Origin of the sequence: Streptomyces sp. NPDC015346, from assembly GCF_043078785.1 — a bacterium.
Taxonomy (GTDB): domain Bacteria; phylum Actinomycetota; class Actinomycetes; order Streptomycetales; family Streptomycetaceae; genus Streptomyces.
Genome location: NZ_JBIBTW010000001.1, coordinates 330,416 through 348,886, shown reverse-complemented (window position 1 = coordinate 348,886; position 18,471 = coordinate 330,416). Strand labels below are relative to the sequence as shown.

The 18,471-nt window shown below is 71.3% G+C and carries 19 protein-coding genes; 9 read left to right on the top strand and 10 right to left on the bottom strand.

What is annotated here, in order from left to right; translation table 11 throughout:
- Nucleotides 1-224: 224 nt before the first annotated feature.
- Together ACF06X_RS01585 and ACF06X_RS01580 are read left to right on the top strand one after the other, a co-directional pair.
- Nucleotides 225-482, top strand: coding sequence for a hypothetical protein (locus ACF06X_RS01585; RefSeq protein ID WP_392285154.1), 258 nt, complete (start codon nucleotides 225-227; stop codon nucleotides 480-482).
- Nucleotides 483-687: 205 nt separating this feature from the next.
- Nucleotides 688-2,058, top strand: a complete 1,371-nt coding sequence (locus tag ACF06X_RS01580; protein WP_392285153.1) for a GNAT family N-acetyltransferase — start codon at nucleotides 688-690, stop codon at nucleotides 2,056-2,058.
- Between the two features lie 107 nt (nucleotides 2,059-2,165).
- Here ACF06X_RS01580 and ACF06X_RS01575 read toward each other — a convergent pair whose 3' ends face one another.
- The gene (locus ACF06X_RS01575; protein ID WP_392285152.1) at nucleotides 2,166-3,155 is read right to left on the bottom strand and encodes a LuxR C-terminal-related transcriptional regulator; all 990 of its coding nucleotides are present in this window, start codon (nucleotides 3,153-3,155) and stop codon (nucleotides 2,166-2,168) included.
- 419 nt (nucleotides 3,156-3,574) lie between these two features.
- Between ACF06X_RS01575 and aroA the strand changes: the two genes are divergently transcribed.
- The 4 genes from aroA to ACF06X_RS01555 are packed head-to-tail and all read left to right on the top strand — an operon-like array spanning nucleotide 3,575 to nucleotide 7,531.
- Nucleotides 3,575-4,885 carry a 3-phosphoshikimate 1-carboxyvinyltransferase gene (aroA, locus tag ACF06X_RS01570; protein WP_392285151.1) on the top strand — a complete coding sequence of 437 codons (1,311 nt, stop codon included), beginning with the start codon at nucleotides 3,575-3,577 and terminating at the stop codon, nucleotides 4,883-4,885.
- Nucleotides 4,882-6,456, top strand: a complete 1,575-nt coding sequence (gene gpmI, locus ACF06X_RS01565; protein WP_392285150.1) for a 2,3-bisphosphoglycerate-independent phosphoglycerate mutase — start codon at nucleotides 4,882-4,884, stop codon at nucleotides 6,454-6,456. The genes aroA and gpmI overlap by 4 nt, the downstream gene beginning before the upstream one ends.
- Nucleotides 6,453-6,803 (top strand): hypothetical protein, encoded by a 351-nt coding sequence (locus tag ACF06X_RS01560; protein ID WP_392285149.1) that lies wholly within the window; start codon nucleotides 6,453-6,455, stop codon nucleotides 6,801-6,803. Before gpmI ends, ACF06X_RS01560 begins: the two co-directional genes overlap by 4 nt.
- Nucleotides 6,800-7,531 (top strand): hypothetical protein, encoded by a 732-nt coding sequence (locus tag ACF06X_RS01555; RefSeq protein ID WP_392285148.1) that lies wholly within the window; start codon nucleotides 6,800-6,802, stop codon nucleotides 7,529-7,531. Before ACF06X_RS01560 ends, ACF06X_RS01555 begins: the two co-directional genes overlap by 4 nt.
- 78 nt (nucleotides 7,532-7,609) lie before the next feature.
- On the opposite strand, the gene ACF06X_RS01550 is transcribed toward ACF06X_RS01555, so the two are convergent.
- The 9 genes from ACF06X_RS01550 to ACF06X_RS01510 all read right to left on the bottom strand — a co-directional run bounded on the left by ACF06X_RS01550 (nucleotide 7,610) and on the right by ACF06X_RS01510 (nucleotide 15,923).
- Nucleotides 7,610-8,206 carry a hypothetical protein gene (locus ACF06X_RS01550; protein WP_392285147.1) on the bottom strand — a complete coding sequence of 199 codons (597 nt, stop codon included), beginning with the start codon at nucleotides 8,204-8,206 and terminating at the stop codon, nucleotides 7,610-7,612.
- A gap of 737 nt (nucleotides 8,207-8,943) precedes the next feature.
- Entirely contained in the window at nucleotides 8,944-9,576 is a 633-nt protein-coding gene (locus tag ACF06X_RS01545) for a DUF305 domain-containing protein (protein WP_392285146.1), read from the bottom strand.
- Nucleotides 9,577-9,698: 122 nt separating this feature from the next.
- Nucleotides 9,699-10,187, bottom strand: a complete 489-nt coding sequence (locus ACF06X_RS01540; RefSeq protein WP_392285145.1) for a DUF6153 family protein — start codon at nucleotides 10,185-10,187, stop codon at nucleotides 9,699-9,701.
- 103 nt (nucleotides 10,188-10,290) lie between these two features.
- Nucleotides 10,291-10,980 carry an ATP-binding cassette domain-containing protein gene (locus tag ACF06X_RS01535; protein ID WP_392285144.1) on the bottom strand — a complete coding sequence of 230 codons (690 nt, stop codon included), beginning with the start codon at nucleotides 10,978-10,980 and terminating at the stop codon, nucleotides 10,291-10,293.
- Nucleotides 10,968-12,695: a phosphate ABC transporter permease subunit PstC gene (pstC, locus tag ACF06X_RS01530; protein ID WP_392285143.1), complete on the bottom strand. Its 1,728-nt coding sequence runs from the start codon at nucleotides 12,693-12,695 to the stop codon at nucleotides 10,968-10,970. Before pstC ends, ACF06X_RS01535 begins: the two co-directional genes overlap by 13 nt.
- A gap of 107 nt (nucleotides 12,696-12,802) precedes the next feature.
- A complete protein-coding gene (locus ACF06X_RS01525) occupies nucleotides 12,803-13,714 on the bottom strand; it encodes a phosphate ABC transporter substrate-binding protein (protein WP_392285142.1) in 912 nt (303 codons plus the stop codon).
- Between the two features lie 254 nt (nucleotides 13,715-13,968).
- A complete protein-coding gene (locus ACF06X_RS01520; RefSeq protein WP_392285141.1) occupies nucleotides 13,969-14,346 on the bottom strand; it encodes an ArsR/SmtB family transcription factor in 378 nt (125 codons plus the stop codon).
- A gap of 132 nt (nucleotides 14,347-14,478) precedes the next feature.
- Nucleotides 14,479-15,441 carry a thioredoxin-disulfide reductase gene (trxB, locus tag ACF06X_RS01515; RefSeq protein WP_392285935.1) on the bottom strand — a complete coding sequence of 321 codons (963 nt, stop codon included), beginning with the start codon at nucleotides 15,439-15,441 and terminating at the stop codon, nucleotides 14,479-14,481.
- A gap of 68 nt (nucleotides 15,442-15,509) precedes the next feature.
- Nucleotides 15,510-15,923: an arsenate reductase ArsC gene (locus tag ACF06X_RS01510; protein ID WP_392285140.1), complete on the bottom strand. Its 414-nt coding sequence runs from the start codon at nucleotides 15,921-15,923 to the stop codon at nucleotides 15,510-15,512.
- Nucleotides 15,924-16,019: 96 nt separating this feature from the next.
- Between ACF06X_RS01510 and ACF06X_RS01505 the strand changes: the two genes are divergently transcribed.
- From ACF06X_RS01505 to ACF06X_RS01495, 3 genes are read left to right on the top strand one after another with little or no spacing between them, the layout of a single operon-like run.
- Entirely contained in the window at nucleotides 16,020-16,328 is a 309-nt protein-coding gene (locus ACF06X_RS01505) for an ArsR/SmtB family transcription factor (protein ID WP_392285139.1), read from the top strand.
- Nucleotides 16,325-17,410 carry an ACR3 family arsenite efflux transporter gene (arsB, locus tag ACF06X_RS01500; protein ID WP_392285138.1) on the top strand — a complete coding sequence of 362 codons (1,086 nt, stop codon included), beginning with the start codon at nucleotides 16,325-16,327 and terminating at the stop codon, nucleotides 17,408-17,410. The genes ACF06X_RS01505 and arsB overlap by 4 nt, the downstream gene beginning before the upstream one ends.
- Nucleotides 17,407-18,468 (top strand): ArsO family NAD(P)H-dependent flavin-containing monooxygenase, encoded by a 1,062-nt coding sequence (locus ACF06X_RS01495; protein ID WP_392285137.1) that lies wholly within the window; start codon nucleotides 17,407-17,409, stop codon nucleotides 18,466-18,468. The genes arsB and ACF06X_RS01495 overlap by 4 nt, the downstream gene beginning before the upstream one ends.
- The last annotated feature ends 3 nt before the right edge of the window (nucleotides 18,469-18,471 follow it).

Genomic DNA, 18,471 nt, shown 5'->3' with positions numbered 1-18,471 from the left:
CCAGCCGGAAGCTCTTCCACCGCATCCCCGTCGCGAGCAGACTCTTATTCAACAGAGCGGCACACCGCCGCAGGCAAAGCCGAAAGAACGAATTCCACGGCTGACCGAATTACTCACCGACACGCTGTTCCGACTGGGAGACAACCATGTCTGTTTCGCGCCGAATCGCTTCCGCTGCCGCCGCTTTCGCTTTCGGAATCGCCGCCGTCGCCACCGCTGACGCGGTGTCCACGACCGGTCTCCTCCAGAGCGTTCAGAGCGTGCAGAGCGGTGGCGGCGACGGTGCGGGCTGGGACAGCGTGCGGGCCGAGGGCGGCGACGGTGCCGGCTGGGACGCCGCGCCCACCGGTGAGGGTGACGGTGCGGGCTGGGACTCCGTTCTCGCCGACGGCGGCAACGGGGCCGGCTGGGACGTGGCTCCGGCCGAGTCGGGCGACGGCGCGGGCTGGGACTCCGCCGACACCGCCCCGGCGCTCTCCTGACCCTGGTCCCGCGCTCTCCCGACCGCGCGTTCTCATCCTCCGTACAGCCCGCAGGATTTCGCCTGAAGGCGTGAATCACCCTTCGTCTTCCCTCCGGAATACGTCCCTCACCACTTCCCCGGGCGCAGCGCCATCAACGCGTGCCTCACCAAGGGTCACCCCCGGCCCGAATTCCACCGTCCCGAATTATCGCTGAGGAGCGGAAATGGCAACCCAGTCCCCGACATGCTGCGGTCCGACGCCGGAAACGAGCGACGTCGCTCCCGCCACCACGGCCGAGGAGTCCGACAGCTGCTGCGGCAGCGACGTGTCGGTCGGTACGGGCCTCGCCTTCGCCGACGCCGCCGCACAGTTCGGCGGCCACGAGGGGACCTGGCCCTATCTGCACCCGGCGTGGCTCCGGGCGACCGAGACCGCCCTTCCCGAGGCGAAGCCCTGGCACTCCGTCGCCCGCCGAGGCGACGACGCCGTCCTGCTTCCCGGCTTCGTCTTCGACGCGCCGTCGATCGTCGACGCCGACCCCCGCACCTACCTGGGCTGGAAGCCGGCCAGCGGCGAGAGCGCCTGCTGCTCGGTCTCCTCCTGCTGCGACGCCACCACCGACGTCGAGGCGATAGGCGAGGACAAGTTCTTCCCGTCCCTGGTTCTCGGCTCGCCGATCGGCTACCGCAGCGAGGCCGTCGCCACCACCGACGACCCGCTGCTGCTCGCGGACCTGCTCGACGAGGCCGTCCCGGCCGCCCGTGCCGCCGGGATCCGCAGCATCGTCGCGCCCTGGGTCGCCGATCTCCCCGCCAACGAGAGCCTGCTGGTGGCCCTCCAGGCGCACGGCGCCACCGTCTCGTACTGGGGAGAGGAGAACGTCCTCACCCTGGAACACGGCAGTTACGACGCCCACTTCGCCGCCCTGAAGCCCAAGAAGCGGCGCAAGCTCCAGGAGGACCACGCCAAGGCGCTGGCCAGTGGCGTCGAGGTGATCCGCAAGGACGGCGCCGATCTGCTGCCGCACGTGGACCGGATCGCCGAGCTGACCGGCCTCAACCGCCAGAAGTACGACGGCAGTGAGGGCCCCGAGCAGATCAGGGCCCTCCTGCTCGCGATGATCGAAGGCGGGGCGGACGTCCGCGCCTACCTCGGCCACAAGGACGACGAGATCGTGGCGTCCATGGTCACCTTCCGCCAGGGCAGGCGGCTGTTCATCAAGTGGGCCGGCTTCGACTACGACGCCATCGGGGAGCGCAGCGGCCTCTACTTCGAGCTGACCTTCGACCGCCCGCTGCGGGACGCGTACGAGGAGAAGCTCGAAGCCCTCGAGTCTGGCCCCGGCGCCGACCAGGCCAAGCGCCTGCGGGGCTGCCTGCCCCGCGCCGTCCACACCGCCCTGCTCGTCACGGACCCGAAGGTGGCGCCCAAGGCGGCGGAGCTGCAGAGCGCGTTCGGCGCGGCACGGCGGGAGGCGCTGGGGGCGGAGACGGCCGACACGTCGGTCGCGGGCAAGCTGCTGTCCGTCTTCCGCGCCGGCCCCAAGCTGGAGCCGATCAAGCCCGTACAGCCCGAGGGCGGTTGCTGCGGCTGACCGGCCCGCCGACGACGAGGAGCCCGTGGGGCCGGACACACCAGGTGTCCGGCCCCACGGGCCTGTCCGTACGACATCGGTCGTCAGTCCAGCCAGTCCCGCTCTCGTCAGTCCAACCAACCCCGCTGCGCCGCGCGCGCCCCGGCCTCGAAGCGGCTGCGCGCCTCCAGCCGGCTCATGAGGTCGGACATGGTGCGTCGTACGGTGCGCAGCCCGATGCCCAGCTTGCGGGCGGCGATCTCGTCGGTGTTCCCCTGGAAGAGCAGCCGCAGGAGTTCCGCCTCCTGCGGGGTCAGTCCCGCCTCGTTCCTCTCCCGGTCGCGGTCCGTCCCGAACGGGCCGGCCGAGTCCCAGATGTGCTCGAAGAGCGCCGCGAGCGCGGTGATGACCCCGGGCCCGCGCAGCAACGCGGCGCCCTTCTTGGTGTTCTCGGGGTCCACGGGCAGCAGAGCGACCTCACGGTCGAACATCACCATCCGGATGGGCAGCGTCGGGGACGTACGGACCTCGCCTCCCCGCTCGTGGAGCCACTGCGCGTAGTTCAGCGTCGCCTGGTCGTTGCGGACGCTGTCCATGTAGAGCGTGAGGACGCGCACGCCGCGGTCCATCAGGTCCTGGTCCAGCGGCTTGCTGGCCTCCAGACTCGACGCCGATTGAGCGCCTCCCGGCATGAAGGACAGACACTCGCGCTCACAGCGGTGCGCGAGCTCCTCCAGGCGTCCCTGTATCGAGTCGATACCCAGCAGGTACTCCACGTCGTGGCGTTCCCGATGGGACCCGTCGGCGTACTCCTCGACCATGCGCATGACAGCCGCTTGGCCTTCGGCGAGCTGCTGTTGCTGCCGCAGAAGCGCACTCTCCCGCTCCTGGAGCAGGAGGCGCAGCCCCACCTCCGGGCTCACCGCCCGCACGCTTCCCGGGTCCTGCAACGAGCTGCGCAGCAGGCGGAGTTGAGCCAGCCGGTCGAGCGACTCCTTCACCTCGCCCTCCGAGTAGCGCAGCTCGGTGGCGATCTCCGCGGCCCCCCAGTCATGCCGGCGGAGCATCAGTCGGTAGACCGACTCCGTTCTCTCGTCGATCCCCAACACCTCAAGCACGAGGCCCCCCTGTCTCACCATTCGAGATTATTGGTTCCCGTATGAGTAGCGTTCGATATTCGCAGTTCAGAGGGGCGAGCGGCAAGGGCTTACCGGTACGCGTGCGCGTTGGCAGTTTGCTGCCCGCTCAGGGGGGCCAGGCAGGCTCGTGCCACGCACAGGTCATGCCACCCGATGTGCCTTCCCTCGCCGAACAGCGCCTCGGAGACTGGTGATTGCCCGGCGGACCGCCGGATACAGCTTCCCGGGCCGGCCTCTTGTCCCACCATTCCTTGATTTCAGATTTCACCGTTCGGAGCCGGGGGACAGCCATGCCTGCCGCACTTCGGCGGGGGATCGCTTCCGCCGCGTGGCCGGCAGCTCATCGTCGCCGCCGCCATCGACGGACGTCTCGTACCCGCCCTCCAGGAGGACCATCCATGACCGCGTTCCAGGACCCCAGGCTCTCCGCCGAGCAGCTCACCGTCGAGACGCTCGCCACCGTGGACGCCGACGTCGCCGTCCTCGGCTCGAAGAGCTACACCAACCGGGCGATCGCCATCGCCTCGCTCGCCGACGAGCCCACCGAGATCCGCGGCGCCCTGATCTCCGACGACACCGTCTACTTCGCCGAGGCCGTGGCCCGGTTCGGCCACGTCACCACGGAGATCGACCACGCCGCGAACGTCATCCGCGTCACGCCGACCGGCAGGCCCATGAAGGCCCCGGCGGAAGAGATCTACGTCGGAGCCGCCGGCACCCCGCTGCGCTTCCTGATCTCCCTCGCCGGACTCGCCGAAGGCACCACCACCATCACCGGCACGGCCCGCATGCAGGAACGCCCCATGGGCGACCTGCTGTCCGCGCTCGGTCCCCTGGGTGTGGAAGCGGTCGCCGTGCGCGGCAACGGCTCGCCGCCGATCCGCGTCACCGGCGGCACGTTCCGGGGCGGCTCCACCCGGATCAGTGGTGCGGTCAGCAGCCAGTTCACCTCCAGTCTGCTGATCAGCTCGGTCAAGGCCGAGCAGGACACCGAGATCAACCTCGTCGACGACCTGGTCTCCAAGCCGTACGTCGAGATGACCCTCGCCTCCCTCGCCGCCGCCGGCGTCCGCGTCGAGCGGGACGGTTACCACCGCTTCACCGTCCCCGCCGGCCAGTCGTTCACCGGCGGCCGGGTGACCGTCGAACCCGACGCCTCGGGCATGTCCTACGTCCTGGCCGCCGCCGCGGTCCTCGGCGGCCGGGTCACCGTGCCCGGCATCGGACGCGGCTCCCACCAGGGCGACGTGGGTCTGGTCGACGTCCTGGTCCGCATGGGGGCGTACGCCGAGGTCACCGACGACTCCATCACCCTCAAGGGCGGCCCGCTGCGCGGCATCGACGTCGACATGGAGGCCATGCCCGACGTCGTCCCGACGCTCGCCGTCGTCGCCGCGTTCGCCGAGGGACCGACGCGCATCACCAACATCGCCAGCCTGCGCGTCAAGGAGTGCGACCGCATCGCGGCCGTCACGACCGAGCTGCGGAAGATGGGCATCCAGGTCGACGAGTACGACGACGCCATGATCGTCCACGGAGGCACCCCGCACGGCGCGGTCATCGACACCTACGACGACCACCGCATCGCGATGTGCTTCGCCGTCGCCGGCCTGCGCACCGAGGGCGTCGTCATCAACGACCCGGGCTGCGTCGCCAAGTCCTTCCCCACCTTCTGGAAGGTCATCGACTCGCTGCGGGAGAACCGGTGACCGTCCCCTCCGCCCCCGGGGTGCTGCTGGTACTGGACGGCTGGGGCCACGCCCCGGCCTCCCCCGCCAACGCCATCACCCTCGCGCACACGCCCACGCTCGACGCGCTGGCCGCCAAGCACCCGACGACGTACGTCGAGGCGTCGGGCGAGGCGGTCGGCCTCCTCCCGGGCACGGTCGGAAACTCCGAGATCGGCCACATGGTCATCGGCGCCGGCCGACCGCTCGCCTACGACAGCCTCCTCGTCCAGCACGCCATCGACGCGGGCGCACTGCGCCGGCACCAGCCGCTCACCGACACGCTGCGACGCCTCGCGGACGAGGACCGGGCCCTGCATCTGATCGGGCTCGCCTCGGACGGCCAGATCCACGCCCACGTCGAGCACCTCGGGGAACTGCTGGCCATCGCGGCGACGCACCGCGTACCGAGGGTCTGGATCCACGCGATCACGGACGGCCGGGACGTCGCCGACGGAACAGCACCCGACTACCTGCGCCGGATCGAGGAGATCGCCGCCGAGGCCGGGACGGGCCGTATCGCCACCGTCTCCGGCCGCGGGTACGCCCTCGACAAGAGCGGTGACCTCGGCCTGACCCGCCCCGTGACGGAGGCCATCGCCGACGGCGGCGGCCGCCGGGCGGAGAGCGCCGCCGTCGCCGCCGCCCGGGCGCCGCGCGGTGACGTGTGGGTCGAGCCCACCGTCGTCGAGCGCACCGTCGTCGAGCCCACCGTCGTCGCGGACGGGGCGGTCGCGGACCGGGCGGTGGCGGACCGGGCCGTGGCGGACGGTGACGCGATCCTGTTCACCAACTTCCGCAGTGACCGCATCCAGCAGCTGGCCGATCACCTCCTCGACCACCTGGCGGCCACCGGTCGCACGGTCAGTGCCCTGAGTCTCGCGGTCTACGACACGCGCACCCCGATCCCGGCCCTCGTCCAGCGCGCGGACGCCTCCGGCGGCCTCGCCGACGAACTCGAGCGGCACGGCCTTCGCTCCGTACGCATCGCGGAGCAGGAGAAGTTCGAGCACGTCACGTACTACGTCAACGGACGCGACGAGCGCCGCCGGCCCACCGAGGAGCACGTCAAAGTCATCGGTGACGGCCCGCCGGACTACACCGCGCGCCCGGAGATGAACCTCGACAAGGTCACGGACGCCGTCGTCGCGGCGGCGGCCCGCGAGGACGTCGCCCTCGTCATCGCCAACCTGGCGAACATCGACGTCGTCGGCCACACCGGCGACGCCGAAGCGACCGTGCGGGCGACGGAGTTCACCGACCACGCCGTCGACCGGATCCGCGTCGCCGCCCAGGCGGCCGGACGCTGGCTGCTGCTGGTCGGCGACCACGGCAACGCCGAACTCATGGCCAGGCCGGGACCGGACGGCGGCCCGCGCCCGTACGGCGGCCACACCACCAATCCGGTGCCCCTCGTCGTCGTCCCCGCCCCCGGCGCCGTCCTGCCGGAGGAACTGCCCGCCGGCGGCACCCTCGCCGACGTCGCCCCCACCGTCCTCACCTTGCTGGGCCGCCCGTCCGGTCCCGCCATGACCGGGAGGTCCCTGGTATGAGCACATCCCCGTCGTCCGCGACGCTGCCGGAACTGCCGGTGGCCGACGTCCGCTTCGCCGACGCGCTCGCGCCGGAGGCCCGGATCCGTCAGGCCGACCTGGGGCCCGGTCTGTGGGCCATCGAGCGCACCGGCCCGAGCACGCAGGTGCTCTACGTCCACAACCCCACCGACCGGCCGCAGTCCTTCCACCCGGCCGTCGTCTTCGGCGAGGAGGCCACACCGGTGTTCCTGTCGGGCGAGATCACCACCGCGGGCGAGGAGGGGGCGGGCCTGATCGTCCGGCTCGCCGCAAAGGGCGACGTCTGGCTCGCCCGTACGGACAGCACCCACGAGGAGACCGCATGACCGCCATCGAGCAGGCCCGCCCCAGGGTCGCCCTGGTCGGCAACCGCAACGACCATTCCCCCGCCCACCCGCGGCTCGAGGCGTTCGGTCCGCACCTGGACGTCGAACTGGAGTGGATCGCCAGCCAGAACGTCACCAGCGCCGCCGACCTGGCCGGCTACGACGGGATCTGGGTCATCCCCGGATCACCGTACGTCTCCAAGGACGGCGTCCTTACGGCCATCAGGCACGCCCGCGAGACCGGCGTCCCGTACCTGGGCACCTGCGGCGGCTTCCAGCACGCGCTGATCGAGTACATGCGCAACGTGCTGGGCGTCGCCGGCGCGGACGACGTGCAGTACGACCCCGAGACGCCCACGCCGGTGATCATTCCGCTGGTCTGCTGCCTCAAGGGCCAGCAGGCGTCCCTCCACCTCGGCGACGGGACGCGGCTGTCCGGTGTCTACTCGGGGGCGGAGCAGACCACGGAGACGTTCCACTGTCAGTACGGCCTCAACCCGGACTTCGCCGACACCATCGAGCGCAGCGACCTGGTCATCAGCGGCTGGGACTCGGAGGGCGCGCCGCGCGCGGTGGAACTGGCCGACCACCCCTTCTTCATCGGCACGCTCTTCCAGCCCGAGTTGTCCTCGGAGCCCGGGGCGATCCACCCCCTCATCGAGGCGTACACGGACGCCGTCCTGCTCCACGCCGGCGTCGAGCAGCGCGAGCTCGCCCGCACCTGGTGACACCCCTTTCACACCCTTTCGCGGATGCCGGGCACGGCCACCTTCGGCCGTGCCCGGCGTCGGCGAGCCGGCGCGGCCTCAGTGCTGGTGTCCGTCGTCGTGCCCCGGCTGACTGTGTCCGCCTCCGGACTCCGCCATGGCGGGGGCGATGTGGCGAAGTCCCAGGAAGGTCAGGGCGGTCACGACGAGAATCGCCAGGCCCATGAGGCCGAAGATGCGCCGCCAGGGCCTCTTGGCCTCCTTCAGGAAGAAGGCGACGAAGGACAGGACGATGCCCAGCGGTATCAGCACGGCACAGCGTTCCGGGAGGTCCGCGAAGTGCTGCATACCGCCGCTGAGCATGCCGAGGCCGAACGAGAGCATCGTCGAGGTGCCGAGCACGCGCAGGATGCGTGACAGGGGCTGCCTCTCGGTCGCGAGGACGATGTCGTTGAGGACGGTCGCGAGCAGGAAGACCAGGACGCCGGACGCGGCGATCATCGAGTAGCGGGCGGGGGCCATGGGGTGGTGGACGACGGCGCCGCTGATGAGGCCGGCTCCCACGTAGTAGCCGATGTAGCCGAGGTAGCGCCACGGCAGGGAGGCGCCTTCCCGTGTGCGGGCGGAGCGGCGTCGGCTACGGGTCGGCGGGGTCGGGGGCGGGGGTGTCGTGGCGAGAGTGGGCGAGGAGGACAAAGCGGATCCTTCGAGGAAAGTTCGGTGAGGCCTGGGGCTCCCCACGGCACGGGCCGGCTGCCAGGACGCATCGCACGGCATGGCGGAGCCGCCGCTGGTGCACTGGCGGAGACGGCTCAGTGGTGGGGTGAGGTGGTGTGGTGGTGTGCCCGACAGGTCGTCGACCGGTCGTCGACGGGTCGGGCGGCGTGGCGGCCTAGATCCGTAGAACCGCTGAGTCCGGCGAGTGGGCAGGTGCCCGGAGGGCCGTGACAGGTCGAGCGACGCCGGACGCATACGCGTACGGAGGCCGGCGAACGGCCTGGGTCTCGCAGGGGTCGGGCAGCGCAGCGCCCTCGTGGGGCTGGCCGGACACACACTGGTGAGCCGCGTGATCGGGCTCCGGAGCATCCTCGTGGCCGGGGTGCCCCTGGCCGGAGTGCGGGTCGGGCACCTCGTGGCTGTGCCCGGCGGGATCCGGGTCCGAGACGTTCGGGGCCACCGCGGTGATCGGCCCTCCGAGATGGGCGTGGCCCGCGGCGCTCTCCGCGCTGACACCGTGGGTGTACGTCAGGGTGAGCAGCAGCGCGGTCAGCACCCACGTTCGCCACGGGCCCGCCGCACGAGAGCGGGACCGCGGCGCGCTACGGGTCGCCCGGGCCATCACCATGCCGGGGAGCATAGCGGCACAAGGGTGGAGGGGTGAGGGGTGTGCCGGGCCGCGCGTGCGCGGCGGCACACCCCTCCGCCGGGGTGGGTCAGCTCTTGCCGAGCAGGTCCTTCATCTTGGTGATCTCGGCGGTCTGCGAAGTGATGATGGCGTCCGCCATCTCCTTGGCGTCAGGGAAGGCGCCGCCGGTCTTCTCCGTCTCGGCCATGGCCACGGCACCCTCGTGGTGCTTGATCATGAGCTCCATGAAGGCGGTGTCGAACGCCTTGCCCGAGGAGTTCTTCAGCTTGTCCATCTCCTCGGGCGTCATCATCCCGGCCATGCCGTGGGCGGAGTGGTCCGTGGCGTCTTCGGCGGGAACCTGCTCGCCCCAGGCGGTCAGCCACCCGGACAGGGTCTTGATCTCCGGGTCCTGCGCCTTCTTGATCTCCTCCGCCAGCTTCTTCACCTCGGCCGACTCCGCGCGGGAGGGGGCGAGGTCGGCCATCTCCACCGCCTGGCGGTGGTGGGGGATCATCCCCTTGGCGAACGCGACGTCGGCCGCGTTGTGCTGCCCCTGCGCGGCCGGGGCCGAGGCACTCGGCGACTTCGAGGCGTGGCCGTCGTGCCCGGCCGGGCTGTCGCCGTTCGAGCCGCAGGCGGCGAGGACGAGGGCGGCCGTACCGGCGGCCGCGACGGCGGCGCCGCGGCGGACGAGGGAACGGTGTCGGTGGGTGTTCATGGTGGTGCGACTCCTTGATGCGCCGCCCGAGCGGGCGGGCGCCGATGCGGAATGAGGATGTGCCGGAGCGCGGCATCCTTCGCCGGCGAATGCCGGGGCAAGGAAGTGCCGTGCGGGCGGTCCTATATCCGCAGGAGTTGCAGCTCAGCGAGGTCGGGCGGCGCCCGCCCGCTCTCCGGGGCCCCCGCGGCGCCGCCGGACGGCGCCACAGGTACGGGTCCGGCGTCGAGGGCCGCGGCCGGGACGGGGGGCGCGTACGGAGCGCCGACACCCGCCGCCGCGCACGTGGTGTCCGCGTGATCCGCGTGGCCCGTACCGCCGTCGGTGTGCGAGCAGTCGCCCGTCCTCTGCGGGGCGGCTTCTTCGTGGGCCGTCGCCATGACGTGGCCACCGGCAGCCGCCGTCGCCGTCGCTGTCGCCGTCGCCATGACGTGGCCACCCGCAGCCGCCGTCGCCTGCACCTTCGCTGTCGCCGTCGCCGCCGCCTTCGCGGGAGCCGGGCCCGGCCCCAGGCCGTGCATCGCCAGCACACCGGCCAGCACCGCCAGCACCAGCAGCACGAAGCCGCGCCCGGCCGGGCGGCGGCTCGACGGCTGCGTCGTGCTGGTCACGCGGTCATCGTACGATCCGGCCCCGCGCGCCGTTTCCGCCCGGGGCCGTCAGGCATCGCCGACGCATCGGTCCACACCGTCCGACGTCCACGCACTCGTGTGCTCAGCGGGCCGGCGCGGTGAGGGCCAGGATGTCCGGGTGCTCCAGATGGACCGTGCGGTCGCAGAGTCGTTCGACCTGGGCCGGGTCGTGGGAGACGAGGAGGACGGTGCGGTTGCCGCGGAGGGAGGCCACCGACTCCTCGACCGTGTCCCGGCTCCGCTCGTCCAGGGCGCTGGTGGGTTCGTCCAGCAGGAGGGCGGCCGGCTCCAGGGCCAGGGCGCGGGCGAGGCAGAGCCGTTGGCGCTGTCCGGCGGAGAGCGTCTGGGCCGGCGTGTCGAGGCGGTTGCGGACCTCGTTCCACAGGCCGGCCTCCTTCAGGGCCTGTTCCACACGGTCCCGCAGGTCCTCCCGGGACGCGCGCACGAGGTGCCGGAGGCCGAAGAGGGCGTTGTCCAGGATGCTTCCGCCGAAGACCACGGGCGTCTGCGGCACCAGGACGACCGTGCTCCTCAGGCCGGAGTCGCCCCTGCCGTAGCGGATGGGGCGTCCCAGCACCTCCAGGTGGCCGTCCCGGGTGAGACCGTGGGGCAGCAGGTCGACCAGGGCGCGCAGCACCGTGGACTTGCCGGCGCCGGAGGGGCCGCACAGGCCGGTGGTCGATCCTCCTGCCAGGTCGAAGGTGACCGGGCCCACCAGCGTCTTCTTGCCGTCGAGGACCCGCAGGTCGCGGACGGATATCACGTGGTCCATCGTGCTCCTTCGAAGCGGTTGCGCAGGGCCACCGCCAGGCTGAGAAGTGCTGCGGTGATGACGACCAGGACGAGCGCGCTGCCCCATGCCTGGGAGACCGCCTCCGGGGCGCCCGAGTCCTGGGAGAGGGTGAAGATGTGCGTGGGCAGCGCCTGCACCGGGGAGTCGACGATCCCTGTCGGCACGGCGGGCGCCCCGAAGAACACCGTGGCGGTGAAGATCAGCGGCGCCGTCTCGCCCGCCGCCCGGGCCAGGCCGAGCAGCAGACCGGTGAGGGTCGCGGGCCAGGTGTAGGGGATGACCACGGAGCGGATGTACTGCGCGCGGGAGAGGCCGAGCGCCAGGGCGCTCTCGGTGAGTTCGCCCGGCATGCTCCGGATGCGTCCCGCCGTGGTCAGGGCGATGACCGGTACGACCACGGGAACCAGGACGATCGCCCCGGCCAGCCAGGACCTGCCCCATCCCATGGCGGTGCAGAAGAGTACGTATCCGGCGAGGCCCAGCAGGATGGTCGGTGTTCCGCCGACGACCACGGTCAGGGTCTCCAGGACCCGTGCCGTCTTCGCCGAGGCGCGGGTGCCGATGACGACACCCGCCCCGTAACCCAGGGGCAGAGCGATCAGGGCCGTGGTGGCCAGCAGGAGGAGTGTGCCGATGATCTGCTCGCTCACTCCGCCGCCGGCCGCTCCGGCGGCGGAGGAGAACCAGAAGGCCGGGTTGAGCGCGGCGCCGCCTCGCGTCACGAGGACGGCGAGCATCCCGAGGAGAAGAGCTCCCGGCAGCAGCAGCGCGCTCAGCCGAAGCAGCGTCGCGACCCGGTCACGCGCCCTGCGCATCCGGGGCGCGGCCCGGTGGACGCGCACGCCGCCCTTCACGGCACGGGCCGAGGTTCCGCGGGTGCCCCAGACCGTGGCCGCGGCCACCAGGGCGAGCAGGATGATGCCCAGACCGCACAGCGCGGCGAAGTGGGGACCGGAGGTTCCGGCGAGCATCGGTTCGGGGCCGGCCAGTTTGGTGGTCAGGGTCTGACCGGGGCGCAGCAGGGAGGAGAAGAAGTCTCCGACCGAGTCGGGAAGCCGTCCGTCGGCCCGTCCCACGACGAGGAAGACAGCGATCGCCTCGCCGAGGCCCCGGGCCAGGCCGAGCAGGACACCGGCGCGCATACCCGATCGGGCCCGGGGCAGGACAGCCGACTTGACGACCTCACGGCGGGTCAGGCCGAGGGCGTAGGCGGCTTCCCGGTAGCGGTCGGGCACGGCGGCCAGGGCGTCCACGCTGACCGCCACGATCGTCGGCATGATCATCACGGCGAGGACGAGGCCGGCGGCGAGCAGGCTGTCGCCGCCGGGTACGTCGCCGAGGCCCGCGACGAACGGCCGGATCACCATGATGCCGATGAGGCCGTAGACGATGGAGGGGACGGCCGCCAGCAGTTCGATGCTCAGCCGCAGGTGCCGGGCCAGTCGGGGCGGCAGGTACTCCGACAGCGCGATGGCCGCGGCCCAGCCGACCGGAACGGCCAGCGCCAGCGCGAGGACGCAGACGACGACCGAACCGTAGATCATGGCCAACGCGCCGAAGGCGCCGTTCACGGAACTCCACGTCGGGTCGCCGATCAGCGTGAGCCAGTCGACGTCACCGCTCGCGATCCCTGTGGCGAGGTATCCGATCAGTACGAGAAGGGTGAGGACCACCGAGAACGTCCCGGTGTACACCCATCCCCAGACCCATCTCCCGCGCCTCGGGCGGCCGCCCGAGGCGGGCGGCCGCGGCGCGGTGGGCCCGGGCGCCTCCGGAGGGCGCTCCAAGGTGAGGCTCACGGTCACAGCCCCATCTGCTCGCGGGTCAGGTAGCCGTGTGCGGGCAGCAGCTTCTGGCCTTCCGGCGAGAGGATGTAGTCGATGAACGTCTTGGCGGTGCCCTGCGGCTCACCGTCGGTGATCATGAACAGCGGCCGTGTCATCGGGTACGTGTTGGAGGCCACGTTCTCCGGAGTCGGGGCGATGCCGTCGAGCTTCACGGCTACCAGCTCCTGGTGGCCCGCGATGAAGCCGGTCGACAGCGGGGCGATGGAACCGGGGGTGGACTTCAGCTTGTTACGGGTCTCGAGGTTGCCGCCGACGACGGCGTAGTTGCCGGACTGCGGGGGCGGCGGGGGCTCCTCGTCGCCGTAGACGTACTTGTCGAGCACCTCACGCGTGCCGCGCCCGGGCTCCTTGTCGTAGACGAAGACCTTCATGTCGGGGCCGCCGACCTCGGACCAATTGGTGATCTTCCCCTCGAAGAGCCCCTTCAGCTGCTCCTTGGTGAGGCTGTCGACACCGCCGTCGGCCACCTCCTTGGTGACGATGATGCCGACCGCGTCCGCGCCGATCTGCGTCGGGACGAAGTCCGTGTCCGGGTGGGCCTTCCGGTCCTTGTCGGAGAGGGGCTTCGAACTCAGCGCCACCTCGATCTGGCCCGCGCTGAGCTGGGAGATACCGCCGGCCGAACCGCCCTGGGTGGCCACGGTGATGTTCAGGTTCCGGGCTTTGAGGGCCTCGGCGGCGTCCGACGCGACCGGGGCGACGGTGGTCGATCCGCTGGCCTGCAGGGCGCCCGAGTCGGCGCTGGCGGCGCCGGCGCAGCCCGAGAGGAGGGCGGCGAGGAGCAGGGCGGCGGAGGCGGCGGCGTAACCCCGCTGCCTCCTCCTGCCGGCGAGGAGGGAGGTCGCCTTGGGTGATGAGATGCTCATGACAGACGTGACAGACATGGCGGTGCCTTTGCTGGTGGACGGCAGATTGACCAAGGGTGGAGGGCAGGTGAACCGCCCTGACGGTGATGCAGTCTGGTCACCAGGAGGGGCGGCGGAGAAGGACTTCCGGGTGGCAGCAACTGTGTGCGGCACCCACCTGCCTCGCATGCCGTTTCAGCGGGGAGCGAGTCCGGGGTCCGAGTCCGAGTCCGAGTCCGGGTCGGGATCCGGGTCGGAGTCCGGGTCGGCGGGCGCTACGCCCGTTCGAAGAGCAGGGAGTTGAGCAGCGCGGCGCGGTCTCTGTGGACCGAGTACCAGATCCACGTGCCGCGCTTCCGCTTCGTCACCAGACCGGCGTCCGAGAGCACCTTCAGGTGGTAGCTGATCGTCGGCTGCTGCCGTGCGAGCGGGGCGGTCAGATCGCAGACACACGCTTCGCCGTCAGGAGCGGCCAGGAGCATGCTGAGCATCTGCAGCCGGGTCGGATCCGCGACGGCCTTCAATATCCTGGCCAGCGCCTCCGCCTCGCCCCTCGGCATCGGCTCCACGCCCAGGGGCGGCCCGCAGTCGGCGTCGTCCCTGTCCACGAAGGGAAGCGCCGACCGGGCTCCGGGAGGAAGTGCGGAAGACATGGGTCCACCCTAGAAAATCCCTGGTGGACAGGGGAAATGACAATCGGCCAAAGCCGCTGTCTCCACCGCCTGTTCGCCTGCCGTTCAGATTCCGTTCAGCGAGGCGGGGCGGTGGAGGGGCGGTGGGGCGGGCTACGCCGTACGGGCGTCGGCGAGGGCGGCGAGGTAGCGCTCGGCGTCCAGGGCCGCGGCGCAGCCCGTGCCGGCCGCCGTGATCGCCTGGCGGTAGGTGTGGTCGACGACATCGCCGGCGGCGAAGACGCCGGCCACGTTCGTACGGGTGGAGGGGGCGTCGACCTTGAGGTAGCCGTCGTCGTCGAGGTCGAGCTGGCCCTTGACGAGGTCGGTGCGCGGGTCGTGGCCGATGGCGACGAACAGGCCGGTGGCGGGGAGTTCGGACACGGCGCCGGTGACGGTGTCGCGGAGGCTGAGTCCGGCGAGCTTGCCGTCCTGCTCGCGGATCCCGGCGACCTCGCTGTTCCAGGCGAAGGTGATCTTCGGGTCGGCGAAGGCGCGCTCCTGCATGGCCTTGGAGGCGCGCAGGGTGTCTCGACGGTGGACGATGGTGACCGACTTGGCGAAGCGGGAGAGGAAGGTCGCCTCCTCCATCGCGGTGTCGCCGCCGCCGACCACGACGATGTCGTGGTCGCGGAAGAAGAAGCCGTCGCAGGTCGCGCAGTACGAGACGCCTCGGCCGGACAGTTCGTCCTCGTGCTCCAGGCCGAGCTTGCGGTGCTGCGAACCGGTCGCCACGATCACGGCCTTGGCGCGGTGGACCGTGCCGGCGGTGTCGGTGACCGTCTTGACGTCGTCGCTGAAGTCGACGGCGACGATGTCGTCGGGGATCAGCTCGGCGCCGAAGCGCTCCGCCTGGGCGCGCATGTTGTCCATCAGGTCCGGGCCCATGATGCCGTCGCGGAAGCCCGGGAAGTTCTCCACCTCGGTGGTCTGGATCAGTGCGCCGCCGGCGGTCACCGACCCTTCGAAGACCAGTGGCTTCAGCGACGCCCGCGCCGTGTAGAGAGCGGCCGTGTAGCCGGCCGGGCCGGAGCCGATGACGATGACGTCGCGGATCTCGTCCGCGCCCTCGTTCACAGACTCGTTCACGGCGGCCTCGCCCACGGCCTCGTTCACGGACTCGTCCACGGCCTCGTTCTCGGTGGTCACTTCGCAGCCTCCGGGGCGATCTCTTCGATGAGTGTCCGGACGAGCTTCTCGATCTCGTCGCGGATGGGGCGGACGGCCGCGACACCCTGGCCGGCCGGGTCTTCCAGCTTCCAGTCCAGGTAGCGCTTGCCGGGGAAGACGGGGCAGGTGTCGCCGCAGCCCATGGTGATGCAGACGTCCGACGCCCTCACCGCGTCCACGGTCAGGATCTTGGGTGTCTCGGCGGACATGTCGATGCCGACCTCGCGCATCGCCTCGACGGCCGCCGGGTTCACGGAGTCGGCGGGAGCGGATCCCGCCGAGCGGACCTCGACGCGGTCTCCGGCCAGGTGGGCCAGCCACGCGGCGGCCATCTGGGACCGGCCGGCGTTGTGGACACAGACGAACAGCACAGAGGGCTTGTCGGACATCGAGGTCTCGCTTGCTTCGATTCGAGGTCGGATTCGGACCCGATGGGCATCAGCATCCGGTGGTGTCAGCCACCACTGATGTGAGAGTATCAGTCCATGATGACGTCAGTCGACACTGAACTGATCCGGGTACTGGCCGACCCGCTGAGGCTCCAGATCGTGACCCTGCTCGCCCGCGAGACGCTGTGCACCACCCACCTCGTCGAGGAGACCGGCGCACGGCAGACCAACCTCTCCAACCACCTGAGAGTGCTGCGCGAGGCCGGGGTCGTGGAGACCGAGCCCTGCGGCCGCTTCACCTACTACAAGCTGCGCCCGGACGTCATCGCGCAGCTTGCCGACCAGTTCGCCGCGCTGGCCGCCACCGCGCGCACCGCCGCAGAGAACAAGAGGGCCTGTCCGTGACCCACACCGAAACACCCGCGACGACCACCCAGGAAGCATCGGTCGTCGCGAAGCTTTCGACGCTCGACCGTTTCCTCGCCGTCTGGATCCTCATCGCCATGGGCCTCGGGCTCGGACTCGGGCGACTGATCCCGGGCCTGAACGACGCCCTGGCGAAGATCGAGATCGGCGGCATCTCGCTCCCCATCGCGGTCGGCCTGCTGGTCATGATGTACCCGGTCCTCGCGAAGGTCCGTTACGACAGGCTCGACGCCGTCACCGGCGACCGGAGGCTCATGCTCTCCTCGCTGGTCGTGAACTGGGTCCTCGGCCCCGCCGTGATGTTCGCCCTCGCGTGGATCTTCCTCCCGGACCTGCCCGAGTACCGCACCGGCCTCATCATCGTCGGCCTCGCCCGCTGCATCGCCATGGTCATCATCTGGAACGACCTCGCCTGCGGCGACCGCGAAGCGGCGGCCGTCCTGGTCGCCCTGAACTCCGTCTTCCAGGTCATCGCCTTCGGCCTGCTCGGCTGGCTCTACCTCGACCTGCTCCCCGGCTGGCTCGGCCTCGGCGAGGGCGAGACCCTCGACATCTCCATGTGGAAGATCGCCCTCAACGTCGTCATCTTCCTCGGCGTACCCCTGGTGGCCGGCTTCCTGACCCGCCGCGTCGGCGAGCAGAAGCTCGGCCGTGAGACGTACGAGGCGAAGTTCCTGCCGAAGATCGGCCCCTGGGCGCTCTACGGCCTGCTGTTCACGATCGTCATCCTCTTCGCCCTCCAGGGAAAGACGATCACCTCGCAGCCGCTGGACGTCGCGCGCATCGCCCTGCCGCTGCTCGTCTACTTCGCGGTCATGTGGTTCGGCACCTTCGTGCTCGGCAAGGCGATCGGCCTGAACTACGAGCGCACGACGACGCTCGCGTTCACGGCCGCCGGCAACAACTTCGAGCTCGCGATCGCGGTCGCCATCGCCACCTTCGGCGTCACGTCCGGGCAGGCGCTCTCCGGCGTCGTCGGCCCGCTCATCGAGGTCCCGGTCCTGGTCGCCCTCGTCTACGTGTCGCTGGCCTGGCGGCGGAAGTTCGCCACCGCCTCATGAGACCCGACACGGACGTGGTGGTGATCGGCGGCGGCCAGGCCGGGCTCGCCGCCGGTTACCACCTGCGCCGCCTCGGCGTGGACTTCGTCATCCTCGACGCGCGGTCCACGCCGGGCGGCGCCTGGCGGCACACCTGGGACTCGCTGCACCTGTTCTCCCCGGCCGCGTACTCGTCCCTGCCCGGTCGCCTCATGCCCCCGCAGCCCGGCAAGACGTATCCCGACGCCGCCCACGTCGTCTCGTACCTGACGGAGTACGAGCAGCGCTACGAACTGCCGATCCGGCGCCCCGTCCGCGTCGAAGGCGTCCACCGCCACGGACCGCTGCTGCGCGTGAGCACCGACGCCGGCACCTGGCACGCCCGCGCCGTCGTCAGCGCCACGGGCACCTGGTGGCGGCCGTTCCTGCCCGCGGTGCCCGGGCGTGACCGCTTCACCGGCCCGCAGCCGCACACCGTCGCGTACCGCCGGCCGGAGGACTTCGCCGGGCTGCGCGTGATCGTCGTCGGCGGCGGGAACTCCGGCGCCCAGATCGCCGCCGACCTCGCCCACGACTCCGACCTCACCTGGGTCACCCAGCGCCCCGCCCGCTTCCTCGCCGACGACATCGACGGCCGGGCGCTCTTCGACGCCGCCACCGCCCGCCGCCGCGCGCTCGACGAGGGCCGCACCGACACCGGCGGAGTCGCCTCCCTCGGCGACATCGTCGCCGTACCGCCCGTACGCAAGGCGCGCGACGCCGGACTGCTCAAAGCCCAGCCGATGTTCAGCCGCCTCACCGCGACGGGTGTCGAATGGGCCGACGGTACGCGGGCGGACGCGGACGCGATCATCTGGTGCACCGGCTTCCGCCCCGCCCTCTCCCACCTCGCGCCCCTCGGCCTGCGCGGGCCCCGTGGCCGCATCCCCACCACCGGCACCCGGGCTACGGACGAACCACGCCTCCACCTGCTCGGCTACGGCGACTGGACCGGCCCCGCCTCCGCCACGCTCATCGGCGTCGGCCGCCCGGCCCGCGACGCCGCTCGCGAGATCGCCGCCCTGCTGAAGGAGACGTAGGCC

Bases quoted from the DNA above. Each gene is read 5' to 3' on its own strand.
- ACF06X_RS01580 (WP_392285153.1), top strand. From the start codon at position 688: ATGGCAACCCAGTCCCCGACATGCTGCGGTCCGACGCCGGAAACGAGC.
- aroA (WP_392285151.1), top strand. From the start codon at position 3,575: ATGACCGCGTTCCAGGACCCCAGGCTCTCCGCCGAGCAGCTCACCGTC.
- ACF06X_RS01560 (WP_392285149.1), top strand. From the start codon at position 6,453: ATGAGCACATCCCCGTCGTCCGCGACGCTGCCGGAACTGCCGGTGGCC.
- ACF06X_RS01555 (WP_392285148.1), top strand. From the start codon at position 6,800: ATGACCGCCATCGAGCAGGCCCGCCCCAGGGTCGCCCTGGTCGGCAAC.
- ACF06X_RS01545 (WP_392285146.1), bottom strand. From the start codon at position 9,576: ATGAACACCCACCGACACCGTTCCCTCGTCCGCCGCGGCGCCGCCGTC.
- ACF06X_RS01535 (WP_392285144.1), bottom strand. From the start codon at position 10,980: ATGGACCACGTGATATCCGTCCGCGACCTGCGGGTCCTCGACGGCAAG.
- ACF06X_RS01525 (WP_392285142.1), bottom strand. From the start codon at position 13,714: ATGAGCATCTCATCACCCAAGGCGACCTCCCTCCTCGCCGGCAGGAGG.
- ACF06X_RS01520 (WP_392285141.1), bottom strand. From the start codon at position 14,346: ATGTCTTCCGCACTTCCTCCCGGAGCCCGGTCGGCGCTTCCCTTCGTG.
- ACF06X_RS01510 (WP_392285140.1), bottom strand. From the start codon at position 15,923: ATGTCCGACAAGCCCTCTGTGCTGTTCGTCTGTGTCCACAACGCCGGC.
- ACF06X_RS01505 (WP_392285139.1), top strand. From the start codon at position 16,020: ATGATGACGTCAGTCGACACTGAACTGATCCGGGTACTGGCCGACCCG.
- ACF06X_RS01495 (WP_392285137.1), top strand. From the start codon at position 17,407: ATGAGACCCGACACGGACGTGGTGGTGATCGGCGGCGGCCAGGCCGGG.